Origin of the sequence: Campylobacter sp. 2014D-0259 (genome assembly GCF_008000505.1) — a bacterium.
GTDB lineage: Bacteria > Campylobacterota > Campylobacteria > Campylobacterales > Campylobacteraceae > Campylobacter_D > Campylobacter_D jejuni.
The window spans coordinates 24,412-45,655 of the sequence record NZ_VOAQ01000016.1 but is presented as its reverse complement, the minus strand read 5'-3'; the positions used below and the strand labels follow the sequence as shown (position 1 = coordinate 45,655).

Below are 21,244 nucleotides of genomic sequence, written 5' to 3'. Positions count from 1 at the left end.
TAATTACATTCTTAATTTTTTACAAGGGGAAAGTTTTGGCTTTGGATGAAAAAATTATTGCCTATACAGAAAATCCAGCTCGAGAGCTTTTAAGCGTAGCTTCACGAACAAACCTTAGCTTAAATGAGCTTGATTTTAGTTTATTGGCATTTTCTACACAATATCGTTTTGGAGATTTAGAATGGGAAAAAATCTCTGAAAAAGAATTAACTCTTTTTGATAAAGATGAAATTTTTTTAAAAAATGATCTTCAAATCAAGCAAGAATACAAAATAGAAATTTTCCACGGTATAAACCAAAGCAAAGCATCTCAAGCAGTCAAACTGGTTGCAAATAAAAATTTAACCAAAATAGTTGCTCAAATTGATTTTACAAATTTAGACTTTCATGAAAAACTAGCACTAGAACTTTTGCAAAATATTTATAAAAAGATGTTGAAACTTAAATTTTTAATAGGTATCCGCATTTTTGATTTTAAGAAAAATTTAATGTCTTTTTGCAATCAACATAAAAACACCCCTTTAAATAAAACTATACAAATCACCGTTGCACAAGGTATTGATCCTATAGAAAGTCAAGATGAATCCCTGATCTTGACTTATAAAGAAAAAACCAAAAACTACACTATCGATGAAAAACGCTCAGGTATTATTGTTGTTGATGAAAATGAAGTTGTTTTAAAACACGCCAAATTTAAACAAGGTAAAGAAGGAAAAGACTTAAATTTACACACCTTAAAAGTTTTAGCCGCAAATGAAAATAAAGTTAAATTTTCTTGTTCTTCGGCTTTTAAACAAGTAGAGCAAGATGGATACACAGAATATATAGCTTTAAAAAAAGGTTATGTAGTACAAGATGGTGAAAAATTTGATATTGCCAATGAACTAGATTTTAATGGGGTAGATTTTAAAAATATAGGGATTATAAGAGCTGGACTAGACAAAAATGTCAAAATCAATATAAAATTTCTTTCAGAAGTAAAAGATGCTGTAAATTCTGGTGTTGGGATAGAATGTGAAGAATTAAATGTAGTCGGAAGCGTAGGAAGCAACACTCAACTTAATGCCACTAAAATGAAAATTGAAGGCACTACACACTCTAAAGCCAAAATTCAAGCCAAACAAGCCTATATAAAAACTCATAGAGGATTTGCGGAAGCCGAAATTTTAAATATAGATTTGCTCGAAGGTGGAACAATCAAAGCCAAAGAAGTGAGAATTAAAAAAAGTTTAGGCGGAAATATACAAGCTGATAAAATCTATATAGAAAATTTAGAAAGTAATAATTCTTGTGTGTTTTTTGAAAACACCACAATAGAACGCATTAACGGGGATAACAATAAATTTCATGCTAAAATTAAAACTCTTGATAAAAATTATGATGAAGAATTTGCGATTTTAGGAGAGCAAATTTCTAAGTTAAATCATAAAATAAATAAAATAAGACAATACATTTTATCAAGCAAAAATGGAATTTTAAGCGTTGAAAAAAAGATAACAGAACTTAAAAATCAAGGTCAAAATGTTCCTGTACAATACGAAAAAGCCCTAAAAGATTTCTCTTTACAAAATCTTGAATTAAATAAACTACAAAATGAAGAAAAAGAACTTCTTGAACGCAAAAAATCTTTACAATTAGAATTAATCAATTTGCAAAAAATGCTTTTTGAAGCAACTTTTATAAATAAAAGCGGCAAATGGACTGATATGAATGAAATCAAATTTTCACTTCTAGAGCCTAAAGAAGATATTTTTTACTCTTCATTTGTTAATGAAAGTGCTAAATTTATAGGCATTAAAAAAGTCATACAAAACAACCAAGAAAGTATAGAAATACATAAAAAATTAGATTATGAAGAAAAGGATATAGCATGGTTGTCGGCATCGAAGGAATAATCACAAAAAAAGAACCTACTTTTATCATTGTTAAATGTGCTAGTGGTTTAAGCTATGGGATATTTATTTCTCTTTTTTGTTCTGCTAAAATTCAAACCCAAGAAAAGCATGAGTTTTTTATCACTCAAATCATCAAAGAAGATTCTAATAAATTTTATGGCTTCTTGGATAAAGATGAACAAAAAATGTTTGAAATGCTTTTAAAAGTCAATGGAGTGGGTGCAAATACTGCTATGGCGGTATGCTCTAGTCTTGATGTAAATTCTTTTTACAAAGCGTTAAGTTTGGGCGATGAAAGCGTGCTTAAAAAAGTACCTGGAATAGGTCCAAAAAGTGCAAAACGCATTATAGTAGAACTTTCTGACACAAAAACCAAACTTGAAAATGTAAGCGATGATAAAAGCGAAGCCTTAGCCGCACTTCTTACTCTAGGCTTTAAACAAGAAAAAATCATAAGTGTTTTAGCAAGTGCTCAAGCAACAGGAACAAGCGAACTCATCAAAGAAGCTCTTAAAAAACTAGGATAAAGGAATAAAATGAAATTTGCAATACTTTTTGGCGGAAATTCTTATGAACATGAGATCAGTATAGTAAGTGCTGTAGTACTTAAAAAAGTTATCAATCAAAATTTAGAATTTGTTTTTTGCGATGAAGAAAGAAGATTTTATCACATTCCAAGCGAAAAAATGAATTCTAAAACTTTTAGCACCAAAGCTTATAAAAATGAAAAAGAACTCTTCATCAAACAAGGAGGTTTTTTTAGCAAAGGCTTTTTAAAAGAAAATAAACTAGAGTGCGAATGCGTGATCAATCTTATCCATGGTAGAGATGGAGAAGATGGAAAAATTGCGGCTTTATTTGAGTTTTATTCTATTAAATTTATAGGACCTAGGCTTGAAGCTAGTGTATTATCTTTCAACAAAGAACTTACCAAACTTTATGCCAAAAGCGTTGGTGTAAAAACACTTGATTATACCATGCTAAGAAAAAATCAAAACTCTAAAGAAAAGCTTAGTTTTCCTTGTATTATCAAACCTGCAAGACTTGGAAGTAGTATAGGTATTAGCATAGTAAAAGATGAAAAAGATTTAGAATACGCCAAAGATGTAGGTTTTGAATTTGACAATGATCTTGTAGTAGAAGAATTTAAAAACAATATCAAAGAATACAATCTTGCAGGATGTATGATCAATGATGAGTTTGTTTTTTCCATTATAGAAGAGCCAAAGAAAAAAGAATTTTTAGACTTTGAACAAAAATATCTTAGCTTTTCAGGACACAATGAACTTATAGAAGCGGATTTAAGCGAAGAATTAAAAGAAAAACTCAAAGACAGTTTTAAAAAGATCTACAATCCTTTGTTTAAAGGTGCTTTAATACGCTGCGATTTTTTTATACTGGATAATGAAGTATATTTAAATGAAATCAACCCAAATCCTGGTTCTTTGGCTAATTATCTTTTTAAAGATTTTAATACCACTTTAAACGCTTTAGCTGATCAAATTTCACTTGAAAAAATGATAAAAATCAATTACAACTTCCTTCACTCCATCAACGGACAAAAAGGAAAATTATAAGCTTTTAAGTCAAAATACGCTAAATTATACATAAAATTTAGCGTATTTTAGGAAGAAAAATGCTCTCTTTTAAACAAGATGAAATTTACACTGCCACCGAAGTGGTAAGAAATTTTAGCCCCATTATGGAAAAACTCAAAAAAAGCGAAAGTGGAAAAATAGTTATTTTAAAAAATAACAAATTTGAAGCTGTAATGCTTAGTATGAAAGAATTTGAACGCTTACAAAATGCCATGCAACTTTTAGAAAATATCTACAAAAATCAAAAGGCTTAAAATGGCTCAAACTCAACTTTCTTATAAAAACAAAACTTATCAAATTTCTTATGAAATTTTAGGTGATCTTTCCTTACCGCAAATACTTATCTTACACGGCTGGGGAGCCAATAAAGAACTTATGAAGCAAAGTTTTTGTCCTTTTTTGAAAGATTTTTGTCAAATTTATATGGATTTAGCGGGTTTTGGAAATTCAAGCGTGGAAGAAATTTTAAACACTCAAGATTATGCCAATATCACAGAACTTTTTTTAAAACAAAAAAAACTCGATGTCTGTTTTTTCATGGGACATTCTTTTGGTGGAAAAGTAAGTACCCTACTCGCAAAAGAAAAAGACACTCTAATCTTACTTTCAAGTGCGGGAATTTTGGCTAAAAAATCCCTAAAAGTGCGTTTTAAAATCTGTATTTTTAAAATTTTAAAACTCTTTGGTTTGGGGAAATTTTATCGCTATTTTGCTAGTAAAGATGGAGTAAATCTTAGTCCTATGATGTATGAAACCTTTAAAAAGGTTGTTGATGAGGATTTTAGTGAAATTTTTGCCAAGCAAAAGGCTAAAAGCTTGATTTTTTGGGGAAAAAGCGATGAAGCTACGCCTTTGTATTGTGGTGAAAAAATGCATGAACTTTTAAAAAATAGCACTTTTTATCCTTTAGAGGGGGATCATTTTTTCTTTTTAAAACATTCTGCTTTCATAGCTCAAAAAATCAAGGAAATTTAAATGCTTATCAATGCTCTTTATTTTGTCAATTCTTTATTTTTTAATTTTTGTATAGCTTTTTATCTTATGAGTGCTTTACAATGGTATTCTTATAAATTTAAACGCGTGTTTTTTCATTATCATAAACCTTTGTGGCATTTGTATTTTTTATTTATTCCTTATTTTTTATTCTTAGCTTTTCCTTTATATTCTTTGGCATATTTTGCATTGATCCATACTCCGATTTTGTATTTTTGGAGCAAAGGTATAGATAAAAAGCTTGTTTTTACAAGTAAGGTTAAATGGTTTTTTGTTTTTGTTTTTGTTTATAATGCTATTTTTGCTATACTTGCTTTGCGTTTTTCTTTTCTTTTTAATCTTTTTAGCCTTCCTTTTGCTTTATTTAGTCTTAAAATTTATGAGTTTTTTACAAATTTATATTATAAAAAACAAGCCAAAGCCAAATTAAGAGCCAATGAAAATTTAAAAATCATACTCATTACCGCAAGTTTTGGAAAAACAAGTATTAAAAATTTTCTATACGAACTTTTAAAAGATGACTTTAAAAGCTACAAAACACCACGCTCTGTCAATACCTTGCTAGGTATAGTTGCTGATATCAATACCAATTTAAGCCAAGATACTCAAATTTACATAGCTGAAGCAGGTGCTAGACTTAAAGGCGATATTGATGAAATCACTCGTTTTTTACAACCTCACATCAGCATAGTAGGAGAGATAGGCAATGCACATTTAGAGTATTTTAAAAGTGTTGAAAATATCCGTTCAACCAAACTTGAAGCCTTAAATTCCAAAAGACTAGAAAAGGCTTTTTTACACTCTAGCACCCAAAAAGAAGAAGATAAACTCATCAGCCTTTATGATGATAAATTAAGTCTTATTCATTCAAGTCTTGAAGGTTTAGAATTTAAAATCGATATAGAAAATAAATCCTATGATTTTAAAAGTCAAATTTTAGGGGATTTTAACGCGCAAAATCTTTGTGTTTGTATACTTTGTGCTCATTATCTTGGTATAAAGCTAGAAAAAATTCAAAAGCAAGTTTTAAATATAAACTCCGTAGAACATCGCTTGCAAGTGCTTTCAAGAGAGCCTAAATTTATCATAGATGATGGTTTTAATGGAAATTTTAAAGGTATGAGCACAAGCTATGAACTTTGTAAAAGCTATAAAGGACGCAAAGTTTTAGTAAGTCCTGGTATAGTGGAAGTAAGCGAAGAAGAAAATATAAAACTTGCTAAAATCATCAATGAGTGTTTTGATCTTGCTATCATTAGCGCACAAATCAATGCTGAAATTTTCAAAAAAGAGTTAAAAATAAAAACCATTATACTTAAAGAAAAAAGCCAGCTAGTTCAAACTCTAGCTAAAGAGACAAAAAACGGAGATTTAATACTCTTTTCAAACGATGCGCCTAGTTTTATGTGATTCGTATAAGTATTTGCAAATGTCATCATTTTCAATTTGACTTCGTGCAAATACTTCTTTAAGCCCTAGTTTGTCCTATAAGATTATTTAATCTATCCATTATAGATCCAACATAAGAATTTATACTTTCACTACTTGCTTTCCAGCCATTAGCAAGAGCTTGTTTAATCTCAGCGTCTAAAGCCCAATTGCCTAAAGCTTGCTTAGGAGACATACCCTTTTCATACATATAAAGCTCTCCAGCTATACGACCTCTATCAAGTTCATATTTTAATAAACTTGCAAAATCAACCTTACCTGTCATGATATCAGTCAAATCAACGCTAGTGGTTGAAAAACTCTCCTTAGTCATAGCTGTATTGTAAGCTTCTACTTTTGGATTAAGTGTAGTTTTTGGACTCTCAACGGGTTGTCCATTTTGAGCTTTTAAAAAACTCATAAATAAATCTTCTTTAGTATAAGTTCCATCTTCATTTTTTGGATAAAATGACATATCAGGTTTAAATTGCCAATCTTCACCTTTAGAAACATTTTTGATTTCTTCTAAGGATAAACCTAAAGTTTTAGGCAATAATCCATCAATCATATATCCTGAATCAACCCAAAGATCATCAGCTTCTTTTGCTTGTTCATGGGTTTTATAAACATTTGAAATTAAAGAATTTGAAAAATCTTTTAAACCTGTAATATTCATTCTATTGCTTGGATCATTAAAGTCCATCCATTGCGTTCCACTTACACCATAACCACTAGGCATAGAATTTATATCTGCTTCACTAAAACTTGTTTTATCACTTGGAAAACTTTGACCTAAAGCATTAGAAAAAAGATTGTAGTATTGTTTTATGGTTTCAGCCATATCTATATTAGAATAATATTTATCTACACCTAGATATTCTCTTATATCAGAAACATTATATTCAGCCACTCTCTCTATCTCATCCAAAGTAGATTTATGTATCTTAAAATCTTCAGGCAATCCTGCAGCTTTGTTAAAATCACTTCCCATATAGCCATCTTTATCTACACTATAACCATAGGCTGTATTATTACTTATATCTGCTTGTTTATATTTTAGAGTATAAATAGAGTTTTTAAATTCACTAGATATATCATAATTAGGAGAACTTGTCTTACTACTTATACTAAAATTAGTGTTATTGCTAGTATTTGTTGTATTAGTAGAATTTAATACTTCACTTCTTGCTAGAGTTTGTGAATTTGCACTTTGAATTTCATTTAACTTACTAGCATTTTGTTTTAAAAAAGCATTAGCAAAACTTATTTTAGAATTTTCTTTACTTTCTTTATTGGCTTTACTTTGTGAAAGTATAGAATTATAGTTTGAGTTATCATTGATACTAAAGATACTCATATTAATTCCTTGATTTAGATTTTTTTGCCTTCAATCTAAATATATTAAAATAATATAAGCAAAATCTGTTCCGTTTTGGGGTGAAAAGAAAATATTTATCACACCAAAGGCAAGGTAAAATAAAAATTCTTAGGATCGCTTTGAAAACTTAACTCTCCCTTATGAGCGTTTATGATTTCTTTAGAAAGAGACAAGCCAAGCCCATTGCCTTTAAGTTTTGTTGTTTTAAAAGCTTCAAAAACCAATTTCTCATCTTTTATTTCACAACCATTATCATACACTCTGATGCATATTTTTTCATTATCACAACTTGCTAAAATTTTAATCATAGGCTTTTCACATTCGCTTTCTTCTATCGCATCAATAGCATTATAAATCAAATTTTGCAAAACCAAACCAAGAAGAGCTTTATCAGCACAAATCTGCTTATCCAAAAAAGATATTTCAAAGTCTATTTGAGAAGTGAAATTATAAGAGTTAATGGCACTTTCACACTCTTCTTTTAACTCTAAAAGATTAAAATTTAAAGCATTGATGTGCACACCCTTAGTAAAAAGTAAAGTTGAATTTACGATACGCTCTACTCTAGCAATAGCCTTTTGGATTTCAAGAACTATATGCTTATTTTTAAGCTCACTACGAGCAAAAAGAGTTGAAGCAAGTAAAGATATAGATCCAATAGGATTTCTTATCTCATGTGCCAAATGAGCCGCTACACTACCCATACTTGCAAGCCTTTCATTGCGTTTTTCATCGCTAATATCTATAGCTGAAACTATAGTTTTTTCATTATGTGCTATGATTTTTACCGCATAAAACCTACCTTCAAATTCAAGCTCATCACGAATTTTATCCAGACTAATGATACTAAGTAATTTTGGATTTTTCAAGGCTTCTTGATTTTGTAAAATAATATTTTTTTCTTTATCTAAAATCCAAAGTGCACTAGGCAACACCTCTATAATCTCATCAACCATTGCGCGTAAGGAATTATAGTTTTCATTTAAAGTTTTGTATTCATTTTCTATTACATAAGTTTGTTCTATAAGACTTTCTAAGCCTTTTTGTAGGGTTTCTTTTTCATTTGAGTCTAAACTTTTTAAAATACTTTCATTCATTTATCATTCCTCTAATAAAATCTTAAAATCATTCAAATCAAGTAAAAGCAAATTCTGTTCACATATTTTATCAAATTCCTTGCTAAAACCATTTTTTGAGATTATAATGTAATAATTTGGAGCCAAATTTAAAGACTTTGCTTTTGATTTTAAAAGATTTAAAATATTTTTACAAATTTTTTTATTTTTAAATTTAACCTCTCCGACAAAACACAAATTTTCATCTTGATAATAAAGATCAAGTTCTAAATTCTTATCCCAGTAACTTTGCACTCCATTGATATTGAATTTTTTCTCAAGCAATTCTCTAGAAAGCTGTTCAAAACAAAAACTTTGATAAAGTTCAAATTTTTCCTTAATACATTCTAAAACTTCTTTATAACGATTTTGCAAAATAAGCTTTTCATTGGGCTTTAAAAAATAAAAAAAGAAACGAGTAAAATGGCTGCTAAATATAATCTTATCTTGGACAACATAAGATCTTAGTTCTTTTTTGATTTTTTGTTTTTTATCTTTTATTTTTTTAGCTTCCTTACTATACTCAAGTTTTATTATACCTGTTTCTAAAAGATATTTAAGTGTAGATAAAGCTTTAAAATGTTGAATTTTTCTATTGATAGAAAAACGCTTACGATTGTTTTTAGCTAGCAAAGTAAGAGCGTAAGAACTTGTTTCATCCAAGGCAAAATAACTTTTAATTTTTAGATAATCATCAAGCAAAATTCGCTCTATATTTGTAAATATATCGTCTTCAAAATTTAAAATGTTTAATTTTTCAAAACCTTCAAACACACTATAAAAATCAAAAAGCTTGCTTAAAGACAAATTCTTATGCAAATCTACAAAGTTCTTAAATTTTATATTTTTCCTTTTATAAAGCATTTTTATAGTATAATTTTAGCAAATTTTTATAAGGATTGTATTTGCAAATTTCAGATTTAAAAAAAGAATTGATCTTAAAAAAAGGTATTTTGCATTTTGACTTCACAGCAAGTGCTTTAGCTCTAAAATGCGTAGAAAAAGAAATTTCAAAAATTCTCCCAACCTATGCAAATACACATTCTGATAGCTCTTTAAATTCTTTTAAAACTCAACAAACTTACGAACAAGCAAGAAAAGATATAAAAAAAAGTTTATCATTAGATGAAAATTTTGCCCTTATAGCTTGCGGAACAGGATCAAGCAGTGCTATTAAAAAATTTCAAGAATTGATCGGCATTTACATTCCCCCTCTTGTAAAAGAAAGATATTTTACGCAAATCGATAAAAATACCTTACCTTTAGTTATCGTAGGGCCTTATGAGCATCATTCTAATGAACTTTCATTTCGAGAAGGCTTATGTGAATGTATTAGAATTCCCTTAGATAAAAATGGAGAAATTGATTTTGATTTTCTAGAAAAAACTTTACAAAAAAATAAAAAAAGAAAAATAATCGCTAGCTTTTCTTTAGCTTCAAATGTTACTGGGATATTAAGTGATTACAAACGCATTTCTGAAATGGTTCGTAAATTTAAAGGGATAGTTGCTTTTGATGCATCTAGTTTCATTCCCTATAAAAACATATCTTGTCAATACTATGATGCGTTGTTTATAAGTTCTCATAAATTAATCGGTGGTATTGGCGGTTCTGGACTTTTAGCCATCAAAAAAGATCTTTGTGGAAACAAGCCTAGCTTTGCAGCAGGTGGAACTGTGGGCTATGTTTCTCGCACTTCACAATGCTACCTTTGTAATGAAGAAGCTTTAGAAGAAGGAGGAACACCTGGAATTTTACAACTCATTCGCGCTAGCTTAGCTTTTAAAATCAAAGATTCTATAGGGATTAAAAATATAGAAAAAAAAGAAGAAATTTTAAAAGATTATTTTTTTGAAAAACTAAAAACTATACCTAATTTAATTTTATATGCAAAGAATTTAAAAACCCGATTGCCTATTTTTGCTTTCAATATCAAAGGAATTTCTCCTTTTGATATCGCTTACGAACTTAGTAAAAAATACCACATAGAAACACGCGCTGGATGTGCTTGCGCTGGGCCTTATGGTCATGATTTGCTAGGCTTAAAAGACAATCAAAAACTTAAAACAAAACCAGGTTGGTTAAGAATAAGCTTGCATTATACACATGAAAAAGAGGATATTGATTATTTTTTTAATGCTTTAAATAAAACTATAGTAAAATTATCGCATTAAAATATTATAGTTTTATTATTATGTATAAAAATTCTATCTTCAAAAGCCAAATCAAGTGCTTTTGAAAGAACATCTTTTTCTATATTTCTACCTGCTTGTTGCATATCTTGCCAAGTAAATTCATGGTTTACAGGTAAAACAGCTTGAGTGATAATAGGACCTTCATCAAGATTATTATTTACAAAATGTGCCGTAGCTCCAATTATTTTAACCCCTCTTTCAAAGGCTTGTTTATAAGGATTTGCTCCTATAAATGCAGGTAAGAAAGAATGGTGAATATTTATAATCTTACCTTCAAAATGCCTAACAAAATCAGGAGATAAAATTCGCATATATTTTGCCAAAACCAAATAATCAAATTTATATTGTTCAAGACATTTTAAAATCTGATTTTCTTGCTCTTTTCGATCTAAATTTTCAGCGCTGATAAAATGATAAGGAATTTCAAATTTCTCAACTAAATCCTTTAAAGAGTTGTGATTTGAAATCACAGCTTTGATATTTGCTTCAAGTTCGTTACTATAATGCTTTATTAGCAAATCTCCCAAACAATGACTTTCTTTAGTAGCAAAAACAACAATATCTTTTTTTCTCTTCTCGCAAAGCTCTATCAAGGCTTCTTGTCCAAGCATAGCCTCAAGCGTTCCTATAAAAGCTTCTTTATCAAACTCACCTTCTAAAAGAGCACGAAAAAAAAACATTCCTTCGCCTACAAATTCATCGTTTTTTACTATATTGATATGATATTTAAAAATAACATCAGAAATTCTATAAATTAAACCTTTTTGATCTTTGGTGCAAATTTTTAATACAGAAATCATTTAACTAAACCTTTTATATATTCTTTTAATTCATTCTCTCTTGCTTCTTGAAGCTTTAGACCAAGAATTTTACCACAAAATCCAGCATTTATGAAATCTTTTGCTAAAATTTTACTTTCAAACTTATTCTCATAAAGCCCTAATCTTTTAGCTTGCTCAATACGCTTTTTACTCCAAAGTCCAAGCCATTCCTTCAATGGCATTTCAAAAGCAATTTTTGCTAGTTCAAAATCACTTATATCATCAAGATAAAAAGCTTGATTTGCGTATTTTAGGTATTCTTTTTTAAGTTTAGTTCTTTTAAAAAATATATCTTTTTCTAAATTAAAAAAATTCAAATACAAATACAAGAATAAAGCATCGCTTTTTACAAATTCTCTACTTTGTCTGAGTAAATTTTGAAATTCCAAACTCTTAAAAACACTCTCAAAGCCGAAAACCTGTTTCTCTAAGCCAAGTTCTTGTAAATATCTATAGCCGACATCAAGTCTAGGACTTTTAAAGAATTTATAAAGCTCCGCATTGATCCTATCTTTACTAAGATCAGTTATATCCATACTTTGCATCAATTTCAAGCTTTCACTAGTTATCTTAAAGTTAAACCTTGAGGCAAATACTACTGCTCTTAATACCCTTAAACTATCCTCTTGAAAGCTTTGTTTGTCAATATGCCTTAAAAAGCCTGCTCCTAGATCTTTTAATCCTCCGTAAAAATCTAAAAACTCATCGTTAAAAAGATTAATCATCATAGAATTTATGGTAAAATCGCGTCTTTTGGCGCCAAGTTTTTCATCATTGCAAATTTGAACTTCAAAACCTTTATGTCCATAGCTTATTTTGTTTTCGGTTCTAGCAAGAGCTAAATCATAATTTTTAAACTTATACACAAAAAAACTTTTTCCAAAGCCTTGTGCGCCCAATTTTTGCATAATCTTTTCAAAATCTTTAAGTTTTATATCATAAAGCTCTATATCATAGTCACAAATTTTTAAACCTAAAAACAAATCCCTAACACTACCTCCAACCAAATACGCTCGTTTGGTATAAGGCTTTAAAAACTCAGCAATAAACTGTAAATCGGAATTATTTTTTAAGCTTATCTTCGATATTTGCAAGTAAAAACTCTAAAAAATTTATGGTCAAGTTTAACCTATTTTCAAGATCATCTTTTTTTATACTATTTAAACCTTCAAAAAGAACTAAAATTCTCTCTCTAAGATGTTTTAAAAAAATATCCTCATTAAGCGTTTGAACCTCTGTTATAACACTAGGATTTAAAATTTCACTTTGTAAAAAAGGCTCTTCTTTTTTAAACTCTTTATTTTCCTGAGTAGAAATTTCAATATTATTTTGTATTTTTTGCTCTTCTTCAAATTTTGCCATAGAAATTTTATCTTCTAAGTCTTGCGGAGTATCGAGCTCTTCGCATACAAACTCCATAGGCGGTAATTCATCTTTTATTTCAGTTTTTCTATTTAATTCTTGTTCTTTTAAAATTTCATTTTGTCTTCTTTGCTCTTCCATGATAGAGCTAACTTCGCTAATGGTTTTTTTAGCTAAATCTTCCAAATTCATATTTTTATCAACCACCTTTTAAATTCATTAATTTCTTCATCGCTTTTCATATTAATAAAAAAATCCAACATTTGAGTGTTTAAATCTTTATGCTTGGATCTAAAACCACTAAGACGACGAACCGCATCGATAGCGTTTTGGTTATCTGGATCTTCTTTTAAGATATTTTTATAAATTTCTAAAGCTTCGTCTTTTAACCCTTGAGCCTCATAGATAGAAGCTTCAGTGACTGTATTTTTCATCACTGTTTCCTAAAATTTTTCTTTAATTCTAGCAAAAAGCTTTTTAATTTATCTTTAAGAAAATAAGATGTTTTTTAATGTCTATTTTGTTTTAAACAATTTTTCTATATATTCTTTTTTTTCTTTCTCTAAGCTAGAATTTAATTCTTTTTGTTCTTTTTTAACTTGCGCTTTTAAATCTTGATTTTTAAAATACACATAATCAATTCCAAAAATAACACCAATTATAATAAGCAATGGGATTAAAAATACCATCTTTACACTTTAAGAAAATTGATTAAACACACTACCATAGTAGCGAATATTCTCAGCATTTTCATTTTTTTCTATCGTTTCTATTGCGCCACTATTGATTGCTTTTTGGATATCATCATTTAAATCTTGATAAGAAAAAACCATATTAATACTGATAATATTTGGCAATTTCTCAAGCATTTTATAAGAGTTTAACTCATCTTCTAAATTTTCACTTTCAATCACAACTATAATCTTTTCATTTTCACAAAGTTCTACAGAACAAAAAGGAATTTCAGATATAGCCTTTTTTAAATCATTTATATATTCTTCTTTTACTAAAATCAGAACACTAGAAAGATTATTCATCAATACTCCTAAACATTATACTATCACCAAAGCCTGAAATGATAAAATCTTTATTGTTTAAAAAAATAATAAACTCACTCATCAAATTTTCATTATTAAAAGTTTTAACAGGCTTAAAATCACTTGTACTAAAAACTTCACTAACTCCAGCTTCATTATCGCTATAAACAGCCAATTCTCCATTAGGACTTAAAGCGCAAGTATATATCAAAAAATCTTTTTGTAAAAAATTTTGCTCTTCATTTTTTACAACTCCTATACGCCTATCCGTTCCACAACTTAAAATAACATTATTTTTAAAATCTACTTGATAGATATTATCTTTATGCATTTTATCATAGTTTTTTAACATCTTCCAATTTTTCAAATCAAAAAGTTCTACTTCGCCACTCTCAAAACCTGCAACTAGTCTACTCTTATCTTCATTTAAAACTGCATCATTAAGACTAGAATGGGAAAAATTAAATTTTTTTATATTTTTTAAACTTTTATCAATCAATTCTATTTCAGAACCAATAGAAATCAAAAGATAAGTATTTTCATTGATAAAAAATGCTTTTATTATGCTATTTTCTTCGAGCTTTTTGATTTGTAAATTTTCCTTATAAAAACTTAAATTTTTAGCACCAAAATCACCCTCGCTAAGTATTAAAAGTGTATGTTTAAAAACATCAATGTTGTAAATTTTAGCAAAATCATCACCATAATAATTTTTAATCTTTGGCAAAGATAAAAGTTCTTTTAAACTTTTATCTTTAATGTTATATTGTAAAATTTCACCTTTATCAGTGCCTATATATAAGTTTTGCTTATCAAGCTTTAAAGCTGTTATATTGGCATTTAATTTCAGCTCATAAGCATAAGACAAAACACAAAAAAGACTCAAAATAAAAAGAAATTTTTTCATTTATTTACTTTACACCCTCATTAATCACATCAATTAAATTTGAACGACTTTTTAATTGTTCATTTTTAAATTCAGGTTTAAAGCTATTTCCCACTAAAGGTTTTGCATCGCTTTGTGGAACATGACACTGAGTACAATTAAAACGACTATCGCTAATCATATCTCCTGTGGTTTTATTGTGTCTAAAATCATAATAATGACTAGCAGGAAGTGGAGTTGCACCAGCATCTGCTGCTATAGCCTTATCATGGCAGCTTAAGCACATATTGTTATCTTTAGTTATAGGTAACAAATCTTCAATAGCATGCGGAATTAATGGTGGTGCATTTTCATAAGAACGCTCAAAACGAGTAGATTCCCCAGGTTGTAAAGTTGTGAAATTTGCTTCCACTAAATTTACTTTATTTTCATTTTCTAAACTTGCTTTTCTAAGTCCAATTTGTTCCGAACTTACCCCACTATTCATTGCACAAGCGGCAAAAAATACCACTGCAGCACTTCCTAATAAAACCAATTTCTTCTTCATCATTTATTCCTTAAATCAAAAATATTAAAATTCAAAGCATCATCATTACAAACTTCTATACATCTTGCACACCTTATACACTCTCCTGATTTCACGCTAGTACTTTCTTTTCCAACCATCCACAAAACCTGTTTTTCAGGACAAATACGGATACATTCATAACATTTAGTGCATTTATCACTATCATGCTTTATTTTAAGCAAAGCAAAACGAGAAATAAAAGCATAAAAAGCTCCTAGTGGACAAAAATGTGAACAAATTGCCCTAGGGCTTAAAAAAGTATCGATACAAAAAAGTATAAAGGCTACAAAAATCCAAGAACTTGTAGCAAAAATAATCCCTCTATGTATCATTCCTATATAAGAAAAACTTTCAAACACAGGCAATGAAAATACAAAAGAAAGGACTAAAACCAAGACCAACACAAAATAGCGTAAATTTTTAGGTAAAATTAAAAATTTATTATTAAGGGTTAATTTATTTCGCACAAAAGCAGCAAAATCTGTGATTAAATTAACAGGACAAACCCAAGAGCAAAAAACCCTTCCTAAAAGCAAACCATAGATAAAAAATATAATCAAAGCTCCTATTAAAGCCATTAAATCTATACTCCAGCTTGCTAAAATGATTTGCAAAACCGCAAAAGGATCGCTTAAAGGTATGGTATTAAAAAATCTAGAAGAACTTAAATTTCCCTGCAGGATAAAATCTGTAGCTTTAAAACTAAAAAGCGCTAAAATTCCAAGCTGAACGATGCGTCTAGCAATTAAATACTTCATCACAGTTCTCCATCATTTAAATAATTGGTTGCTTTTTTAGCATCAAAATGTTTTGAAGTATCTGCATTTTTTATACGTCCTTCATCTTTTTCATCCCAGCCTTTTACATAATGAGATCCTGCTTTTCCCAATACATACTCCCTTGGCAAAACACGAATGGCTGGTTTTTCAGTAATACAAGCAAGTTCACAAAGCCCACAACCTACACACACTTCATGATCCACACTAGGTAGTAAAAAAGCGTGCTTGGCGGTGCGTTCATTGCGTTTAAGCTCAAGTTTTAAAGCCCTATCTATCAAAGGACAAGCTCTATAACAAGCATCACATTGAATTCCCCAGTGTGCCACACAAGAAGCACTATCAACAATAGCAATACCCATTTTCAAAGATTCTATACCCTGTTCTAAATGCTTTTTATCTAAAGCATCAGTTGGACATTCTCTAATGCAAGGAATATCCTTACAAAGATAACAAGGAATTTCTCTTGCCTTAAAAAAAGGTGTACCATTTTTTGGACTATCTAACAAGCTAGCAAGCTTTAAAGTATCATAAGGACAGGCTTTTACACAAAGCCCACAACGAATACATTTGCTTAAAAATCTAGCTTCATCTTCAGCCCCAGGAGGACGCAAGGCATAATTATCATCGGCTTTTAAAGCCAAATTAGCCAAAAATCCACCTCCTGTACATAAACATGCAGCCTTAAAGGCACTAACGAAAAATTCTCTTCTACCTTTCATTTAATCAAAACCCTAAATCAAGCCTTATAAATTTTTACAGCACATTTTTTAAAGTCAGTTTGTTTTGAAAGCGGACAAGTCGCATCCAAAGTAACTTTATTGATATATACATTCTCATCAAACCACGGCACATATACAAGTCCTACAGGCGGTTTGTTTCTTCCACGCATATCTACTCTTGCTTTTACTTTACCACGACGAGATTCCACCCAAACTAAATCACCTTGATTTAAGCCTAATTTCTCTCCATCTTTCTCACTCATATAGCAAAGTGCTTCAGGCACAGCACGGTAAAGCTCAGGCACACGCATAGTCATAGTTCCACTATGCCAATGCTCTAAAACCCTTCCTGTTGCAAGCCAGAATGGATACTCTTTACTTGGTCTTTCAGGTGCTTTCATAAATGGCCTAAAGAAAATTTTAGCCTTATTTTTAATACTGTGCTCTTTTTCATCTTTAGGAGCTATTAAATCCCCATTTGTAAGCATTTTGTTAAAATCACCATAAAAAGCAAAATCTGAATTTGGAGCCGCTTTTTTAGCATAATAATCAAATTTAGTATTAAATCTCCATTGTGTTTCCTTGCCATTAACCACAGGCCATCTTAAACCCCTTACTTTATGATAGGTATCGAAATCCGCTAAATCATGTCCGTGTCCTAAGCCAAATTTACGATATTCTTCCCAAAGGTATTTTTGAACGAAAAAGCCATAACCTGCAAATTCTTTTCCATCACTGCCTTGAATTTTTCTCTCATCACCTTTAACATCAGTATTATCAAAGCCTTTTGCGATAGTATCGTTTGGATTAAAGCTTTTTGCTTCTTTATTGGCAAATAGCACATCAAAAAGTGTATCATCTTCGCTATAACCCATAGCTTTTGCCTCTTCTAAAACACTTGGCAAGGTAAGCTTATTATCCACTTTTTGCTCTTTCCAAACTTCTTTAAGCTTAAAGCGTTTTGCAAATTCTAAAATTTGCCAAGTATCACTCATGGCAGCACCTACAGGTAAAACTTGTTGTTTCCAATGTTGAGTTCTTCTTTCAGCATTACCATAAGCACCCCATTTTTCATAAATCATAGCACTTGGTAAAATAAGATCAGCTATTTTTGCTGAAATTCCAGGATAACAATCACTTACAACAATAAAATTATCCATTTCTCTTGCTGCTGCGATCCAGTGATTTGCATTTGCAGTGTTTTGCCATGGATTATTCACTTGCACCCATGCAAATTTAATTTTTCCATCTTCTAAATCTCTCATGATATTAAGATAAGGAGAGCCTGGTTTTGGGTTGATGGTCTTTGCAGGAACTTTCCAAATTTTTTCAGAAATTTCTCTGTGTTTTGGATTGGCTACAACCATATCTGCAGGCAAACGATGCGAGAAAGTTCCTACTTCTCTAGCTGTTCCACAGGCACTTGGCTGTCCTGTTAAAGAAAAGGCTCCACTACCTGGTTTAGCTTGCTTTCCTAGTAAAAAATGCACCATATAAGCTTGTTCATTTACCCAAGAACCTCTTGTGTGTTGATTAAAGCCCATAGTCCAAAAACTTACGACTTTGCGATTTTTTTCTATGTAAAGATTAGCTAATTCTTGAAGTTTTTTCTTAAAATCTTCCAAAGATTCATTATCATCGCCTTTGGCTACTTTTGCAGTGTATTCCAAAGTATAAGGGGCTAAACCTTTTTTAAATTCTTCAAAAGAAATTTCCCAGTTTTTATCAGCCACACCTTGATGTTTCATTTCAAATTTATCACCCGCTTTAACGCCAAGATAAGATAAAGAAGTAGCCTCTTCATCGTCTAAAGTGATTACATTTTCTTTTTCAACTGTATCTTTTTCACTTTCTTTAAATTTTGGATGATTTGGATTATTTCTCATACCATAACCAATATCAGCATAACCAGTTGCAAATACGCAGTGATCTTTGATAAATTTCATATCCATAGCCTCTGGATGATTATAAACAATCTCTCTTGCTATGTAGTTCCAAATAGCCAAATCTGTATTTGGTTTAAAAATAATTTCAATATCAGCAATATTTGAAGTACGGTTAGAAAAAGTGCTTAGATTAACAACTTTGACTTTATCAAGATTACTTAGTTTTCTATCACTTACTCTTGACCAAAGGATTGGGTGCATTTCAGCCATATTAGCTCCCCAAGTGATGATAGTATCTGTAAGTTCTATATCATCATAACAGCCTGATGGTTCATCTACACCAAAAGTTTGCATAAAACCAACCACTGCAGAGGCCATACAATGTCTTGCATTTGGATCGATATTATTTGTTCTAAAGCCCGCTTTTGCAAGTTTTAAAGCAGCATAACCTTCTTGGATGGTGTATTGCCCACTACCAAAAATCCCTATACCTGTAACGCCGAGTTCATTGTAGGCTTTTTTAAATTGTTTTTCCATTTCATCAAAGGCTCTTTGCCAAGAAACTTGTTGAAATTTGCCTTTTTTATCAAATTCGCCTTTTTCATTCATGCGAAGTAAAGGCATAACAAGACGATCTTCACCATACATGATCTTAGCATTAAAATAACCTTTGATACAATTAAGTCCGCGATTTACGGGTGCTGCAGGATCACCTTTTGTTGCTACGATTTTGCCATCTTTTCTGGCTATCATAATTCCACAGCCAGTTCCACAAAATCTACAAACAGCTTTATCCCATTTCCAATCTTCTTCTTGTGCACCAAGCATAGAGCTTGGAACACTAAGTCCTGCAACACTAGCAGCACTTGCAATAGCGGTATTTTTAATAAAATCCCTTCTATTCATCCTTATTCCTCCAAAATAAAAAAATCATCTTATTATAAAAAATGGAGTATAAAAATCTCTTGAAATTTTAATAAAAATAATAATTTTAAAGCTCTATTTTATAGGAGTTTTATTGTCCTTTTTATATTATTCTTACACAAAATAAATATTAAAAATAATCAACTTAACAATTAAAATATAATCAACTTAACAATTAAAATATAATCAACTTAAAATAATAAAAAAATGAAGATGTAAAAATTAAGCCCTAAGAATGGGCTTAATCAAAATTAATGGCAACCACAACCACCGCAGCAGCTAGAACCACCAAAAAATGCATCAAGTTTTGCAATATCTGGCATTTCTGTGATTTCATTTACAAGTTCTTTATATGCCACTTTACCCTCTTTAATCACAAATACGGCACGAGCTAAAAGCCCTTCTAAAGCACCTTCATTTACCAAAACACCATATTTTTCACCAAATTCTTTTGCCACAAAATCACTTGCAACACTTAAATTTTCAATACCTTCTGTACTGCAAAATCTTCCCATAGCAAAAGGTAAGTCCATACTTACTACAATCACTTCAGCACCATTGTAACTGGCTACTTTTTTATTAAATTCTCTAGCTTCTGTAGCACAAACTGGTGTATCTAAGCTTGGAACACTTAAAATGATTTGAGTTTTACCCGCTGCACCGATTTCAATCACGCTTAAATCTTTAGCTTTAAGATTTACCTTAGGAGCATCTGCTCCAACTTCTACTGAATTTCCTTTAAGTTTTACAGGATTTCCTTTAAAATTTACTGTACTCATTTAATTTCCTTTTTTGATATTTTAAACATTATTGCAATTAATGTTTTAGGAGTGATTATATCCTATAAATATTAATTATTTTTAATTTCACTGAAAATTATTTTACTTCTTTCCAAGTATATTTTTTCCACACTTTTTGAGCTTCTTTACTCTTAATAAAATCGACAAATTCTAAAGCTTTTTTATTTTCTAAACCTTTTTTTGTAGGAGCTATTTCAGCTGCACGATAAATCACTGCATTTTTATCTTTGATAAATAAAGCTTTATCATCGCCTAAAGCCTTTGCCCAATGAGACCAAATGATTAAAGCATCAATATTTGGATTGTTATTCCACTCATCTACAGCAGCTTTGGAATTTTTAGCATAAATTTTTATATTTTTACGTAATTTTACCAAATTTTCTCTTTTTGCACTTTTTAAAGCCATATCTTCATAAAGTCCAACTTGTCCTGCACCATCAACCACCATAACATTTACGCCATCTTTTAAAATGTCTTCAAAATTTTTAATATTTTTTGGATTATTTGGACGCACGATAATACCTGATGGACGCACATTTAAAACGCTTAAATTTTCCAAACTTAAACTTGGAATTTTTTTAGCAAAATCATCCATCATTGAAGTATTGCCTGAAAAAATCAAATCTGCATTTTCTTTTGCTTTATCTATCCAAGCTGGAGTTGGACCTGCGGTTACAATCACCTTTTCTTTTGTTTTTTCCTCAAATTTTAAAGCAAGCTCTTTTAGCACAGGAGCAGGACCACCTGGACCATAAACTAAAATTTCAGCATTTAAAAAACTTGCTGCTACTAAACTTAAAATTAATATTTTTTTCATAAAATAAACCTTTCTTTAATAATATAACTTACTTGAAAGGAAA

The 21,244-nt window shown here is 30.1% G+C and carries 23 protein-coding genes; 7 read left to right on the top strand and 16 right to left on the bottom strand.

Annotated features, from left to right (window positions below; all coding sequences use genetic code 11):
- The first annotated feature begins 35 nt into the window (after positions 1-35).
- Genes SR63_RS03375 through SR63_RS03350 form a run of 6 tightly spaced genes read left to right on the top strand, consistent with a single transcriptional unit; the run spans position 36 to position 5,896 of the window.
- Positions 36-1,895, top strand: coding sequence for a flagellar assembly protein A (locus SR63_RS03375; RefSeq protein ID WP_002878012.1), 1,860 nt, complete (start codon positions 36-38; stop codon positions 1,893-1,895).
- Positions 1,871-2,422, top strand: a complete 552-nt coding sequence (ruvA, locus tag SR63_RS03370; protein ID WP_002856927.1) for a Holliday junction branch migration protein RuvA — start codon at positions 1,871-1,873, stop codon at positions 2,420-2,422. The genes SR63_RS03375 and ruvA overlap by 25 nt, the downstream gene beginning before the upstream one ends.
- Before the next feature lie 9 nt (positions 2,423-2,431).
- On the top strand, positions 2,432-3,472 hold the full coding sequence (locus SR63_RS03365) for a D-alanine--D-alanine ligase (RefSeq protein WP_002866926.1): 1,041 nt from the start codon (positions 2,432-2,434) through the stop codon (positions 3,470-3,472).
- A 59-nt stretch (positions 3,473-3,531) separates the two neighbouring features.
- Positions 3,532-3,747: a type II toxin-antitoxin system Phd/YefM family antitoxin gene (locus SR63_RS03360; RefSeq protein ID WP_002852622.1), complete on the top strand. Its 216-nt coding sequence runs from the start codon at positions 3,532-3,534 to the stop codon at positions 3,745-3,747.
- Between the two features lies 1 nt (position 3,748).
- The gene (locus tag SR63_RS03355; protein ID WP_147498359.1) at positions 3,749-4,468 is read left to right on the top strand and encodes an alpha/beta fold hydrolase; all 720 of its coding nucleotides are present in this window, start codon (positions 3,749-3,751) and stop codon (positions 4,466-4,468) included.
- Positions 4,469-5,896, top strand: a complete 1,428-nt coding sequence (locus SR63_RS03350) for a Mur ligase family protein (RefSeq protein WP_002866924.1) — start codon at positions 4,469-4,471, stop codon at positions 5,894-5,896.
- A gap of 58 nt (positions 5,897-5,954) precedes the next feature.
- On the opposite strand, the gene SR63_RS03345 is transcribed toward SR63_RS03350, so the two are convergent.
- From SR63_RS03345 to SR63_RS03335, 3 genes are all read right to left on the bottom strand, one after another.
- A complete protein-coding gene (locus SR63_RS03345; RefSeq protein WP_038402108.1) occupies positions 5,955-7,271 on the bottom strand; it encodes a Cj0814 family flagellar-dependent secreted protein in 1,317 nt (438 codons plus the stop codon).
- Between the two features lie 98 nt (positions 7,272-7,369).
- Positions 7,370-8,389, bottom strand: a complete 1,020-nt coding sequence (gene flgS / locus SR63_RS03340; protein ID WP_002881726.1) for a fla regulon two-component system sensor histidine kinase FlgS — start codon at positions 8,387-8,389, stop codon at positions 7,370-7,372.
- Between the two features lie 3 nt (positions 8,390-8,392).
- On the bottom strand, positions 8,393-9,271 hold the full coding sequence (locus tag SR63_RS03335; RefSeq protein WP_147498358.1) for a DUF234 domain-containing protein: 879 nt from the start codon (positions 9,269-9,271) through the stop codon (positions 8,393-8,395).
- Positions 9,272-9,306: 35 nt separating this feature from the next.
- On the opposite strand from SR63_RS03335, the gene SR63_RS03330 reads away from it, so the two are divergent.
- Positions 9,307-10,581, top strand: coding sequence for an aminotransferase class V-fold PLP-dependent enzyme (locus SR63_RS03330; protein ID WP_072238684.1), 1,275 nt, complete (start codon positions 9,307-9,309; stop codon positions 10,579-10,581).
- Here SR63_RS03330 and purU read toward each other — a convergent pair.
- The 13 genes from purU to peb2 form a co-directional block, all read right to left on the bottom strand.
- Positions 10,578-11,402, bottom strand: a complete 825-nt coding sequence (gene purU, locus SR63_RS03325; protein WP_002866915.1) for a formyltetrahydrofolate deformylase — start codon at positions 11,400-11,402, stop codon at positions 10,578-10,580. The two genes, SR63_RS03330 and purU, sit on opposite strands and share 4 nt — an antisense overlap.
- Positions 11,399-12,517, bottom strand: a complete 1,119-nt coding sequence (locus tag SR63_RS03320; RefSeq protein ID WP_002893128.1) for a CCA tRNA nucleotidyltransferase — start codon at positions 12,515-12,517, stop codon at positions 11,399-11,401. Before SR63_RS03320 ends, purU begins: the two co-directional genes overlap by 4 nt.
- On the bottom strand, positions 12,486-12,977 hold the full coding sequence (locus SR63_RS03315) for a CiaD-like domain-containing protein (RefSeq protein ID WP_002866913.1): 492 nt from the start codon (positions 12,975-12,977) through the stop codon (positions 12,486-12,488). Before SR63_RS03315 ends, SR63_RS03320 begins: the two co-directional genes overlap by 32 nt.
- Positions 12,974-13,222 carry a tetratricopeptide repeat protein gene (locus SR63_RS03310; RefSeq protein ID WP_002859818.1) on the bottom strand — a complete coding sequence of 83 codons (249 nt, stop codon included), beginning with the start codon at positions 13,220-13,222 and terminating at the stop codon, positions 12,974-12,976. Before SR63_RS03310 ends, SR63_RS03315 begins: the two co-directional genes overlap by 4 nt.
- A gap of 78 nt (positions 13,223-13,300) precedes the next feature.
- On the bottom strand, positions 13,301-13,474 hold the full coding sequence (gene tatA2, locus SR63_RS03305; protein ID WP_002859817.1) for a Sec-independent protein translocase subunit TatA2: 174 nt from the start codon (positions 13,472-13,474) through the stop codon (positions 13,301-13,303).
- A gap of 9 nt (positions 13,475-13,483) precedes the next feature.
- Positions 13,484-13,822 (bottom strand): chaperone NapD, encoded by a 339-nt coding sequence (locus SR63_RS03300; protein ID WP_002866912.1) that lies wholly within the window; start codon positions 13,820-13,822, stop codon positions 13,484-13,486.
- Positions 13,815-14,729, bottom strand: coding sequence for a WD40 repeat domain-containing protein (locus SR63_RS03295; protein ID WP_002866911.1), 915 nt, complete (start codon positions 14,727-14,729; stop codon positions 13,815-13,817). The genes SR63_RS03300 and SR63_RS03295 overlap by 8 nt, the downstream gene beginning before the upstream one ends.
- 4 nt (positions 14,730-14,733) lie before the next feature.
- Entirely contained in the window at positions 14,734-15,258 is a 525-nt protein-coding gene (locus SR63_RS03290) for a nitrate reductase cytochrome c-type subunit (protein ID WP_010891887.1), read from the bottom strand.
- On the bottom strand, positions 15,255-16,037 hold the full coding sequence (gene napH, locus SR63_RS03285; protein WP_072238685.1) for a quinol dehydrogenase ferredoxin subunit NapH: 783 nt from the start codon (positions 16,035-16,037) through the stop codon (positions 15,255-15,257). The genes SR63_RS03290 and napH overlap by 4 nt, the downstream gene beginning before the upstream one ends.
- A complete protein-coding gene (gene napG, locus SR63_RS03280; RefSeq protein ID WP_002866909.1) occupies positions 16,034-16,774 on the bottom strand; it encodes a ferredoxin-type protein NapG in 741 nt (246 codons plus the stop codon). The genes napH and napG overlap by 4 nt, the downstream gene beginning before the upstream one ends.
- Positions 16,775-16,791: 17 nt before the next feature.
- Positions 16,792-19,566: a periplasmic nitrate reductase subunit alpha gene (gene napA / locus SR63_RS03275; RefSeq protein ID WP_147498357.1), complete on the bottom strand. Its 2,775-nt coding sequence runs from the start codon at positions 19,564-19,566 to the stop codon at positions 16,792-16,794.
- A gap of 269 nt (positions 19,567-19,835) precedes the next feature.
- Entirely contained in the window at positions 19,836-20,363 is a 528-nt protein-coding gene (gene tpx / locus SR63_RS03270; protein WP_004304147.1) for a thiol peroxidase, read from the bottom strand.
- 97 nt (positions 20,364-20,460) lie between these two features.
- Positions 20,461-21,201 carry an AcfC family adhesin PEB2 gene (gene peb2 / locus SR63_RS03265; RefSeq protein WP_004304145.1) on the bottom strand — a complete coding sequence of 247 codons (741 nt, stop codon included), beginning with the start codon at positions 21,199-21,201 and terminating at the stop codon, positions 20,461-20,463.
- Positions 21,202-21,244 lie beyond the last annotated feature (43 nt).

What these genes read in the sequence shown, in the direction of transcription:
- ruvA (WP_002856927.1), top strand. Translation starts at nt 1,871, where the DNA reads ATGGTTGTCGGCATCGAAGGAATAATCACAAAAAAAGAACCTACTTTT.
- SR63_RS03365 (WP_002866926.1), top strand. Translation starts at nt 2,432, where the DNA reads ATGAAATTTGCAATACTTTTTGGCGGAAATTCTTATGAACATGAGATC.
- SR63_RS03360 (WP_002852622.1), top strand. Translation starts at nt 3,532, where the DNA reads ATGCTCTCTTTTAAACAAGATGAAATTTACACTGCCACCGAAGTGGTA.
- SR63_RS03355 (WP_147498359.1), top strand. Translation starts at nt 3,749, where the DNA reads ATGGCTCAAACTCAACTTTCTTATAAAAACAAAACTTATCAAATTTCT.
- SR63_RS03350 (WP_002866924.1), top strand. Translation starts at nt 4,469, where the DNA reads ATGCTTATCAATGCTCTTTATTTTGTCAATTCTTTATTTTTTAATTTT.
- SR63_RS03345 (WP_038402108.1), bottom strand. Translation starts at nt 7,271, where the DNA reads ATGAGTATCTTTAGTATCAATGATAACTCAAACTATAATTCTATACTT.
- flgS (WP_002881726.1), bottom strand. Translation starts at nt 8,389, where the DNA reads ATGAATGAAAGTATTTTAAAAAGTTTAGACTCAAATGAAAAAGAAACC.
- SR63_RS03335 (WP_147498358.1), bottom strand. Translation starts at nt 9,271, where the DNA reads ATGCTTTATAAAAGGAAAAATATAAAATTTAAGAACTTTGTAGATTTG.
- purU (WP_002866915.1), bottom strand. Translation starts at nt 11,402, where the DNA reads ATGATTTCTGTATTAAAAATTTGCACCAAAGATCAAAAAGGTTTAATT.
- SR63_RS03315 (WP_002866913.1), bottom strand. Translation starts at nt 12,977, where the DNA reads ATGAATTTGGAAGATTTAGCTAAAAAAACCATTAGCGAAGTTAGCTCT.
- tatA2 (WP_002859817.1), bottom strand. Translation starts at nt 13,474, where the DNA reads ATGGTATTTTTAATCCCATTGCTTATTATAATTGGTGTTATTTTTGGA.
- SR63_RS03300 (WP_002866912.1), bottom strand. Translation starts at nt 13,822, where the DNA reads ATGAATAATCTTTCTAGTGTTCTGATTTTAGTAAAAGAAGAATATATA.
- SR63_RS03295 (WP_002866911.1), bottom strand. Translation starts at nt 14,729, where the DNA reads ATGAAAAAATTTCTTTTTATTTTGAGTCTTTTTTGTGTTTTGTCTTAT.
- SR63_RS03290 (WP_010891887.1), bottom strand. Translation starts at nt 15,258, where the DNA reads ATGATGAAGAAGAAATTGGTTTTATTAGGAAGTGCTGCAGTGGTATTT.
- napG (WP_002866909.1), bottom strand. Translation starts at nt 16,774, where the DNA reads ATGAAAGGTAGAAGAGAATTTTTCGTTAGTGCCTTTAAGGCTGCATGT.
- napA (WP_147498357.1), bottom strand. Translation starts at nt 19,566, where the DNA reads ATGAATAGAAGGGATTTTATTAAAAATACCGCTATTGCAAGTGCTGCT.
- tpx (WP_004304147.1), bottom strand. Translation starts at nt 20,363, where the DNA reads ATGAGTACAGTAAATTTTAAAGGAAATCCTGTAAAACTTAAAGGAAAT.
- peb2 (WP_004304145.1), bottom strand. Translation starts at nt 21,201, where the DNA reads ATGAAAAAAATATTAATTTTAAGTTTAGTAGCAGCAAGTTTTTTAAAT.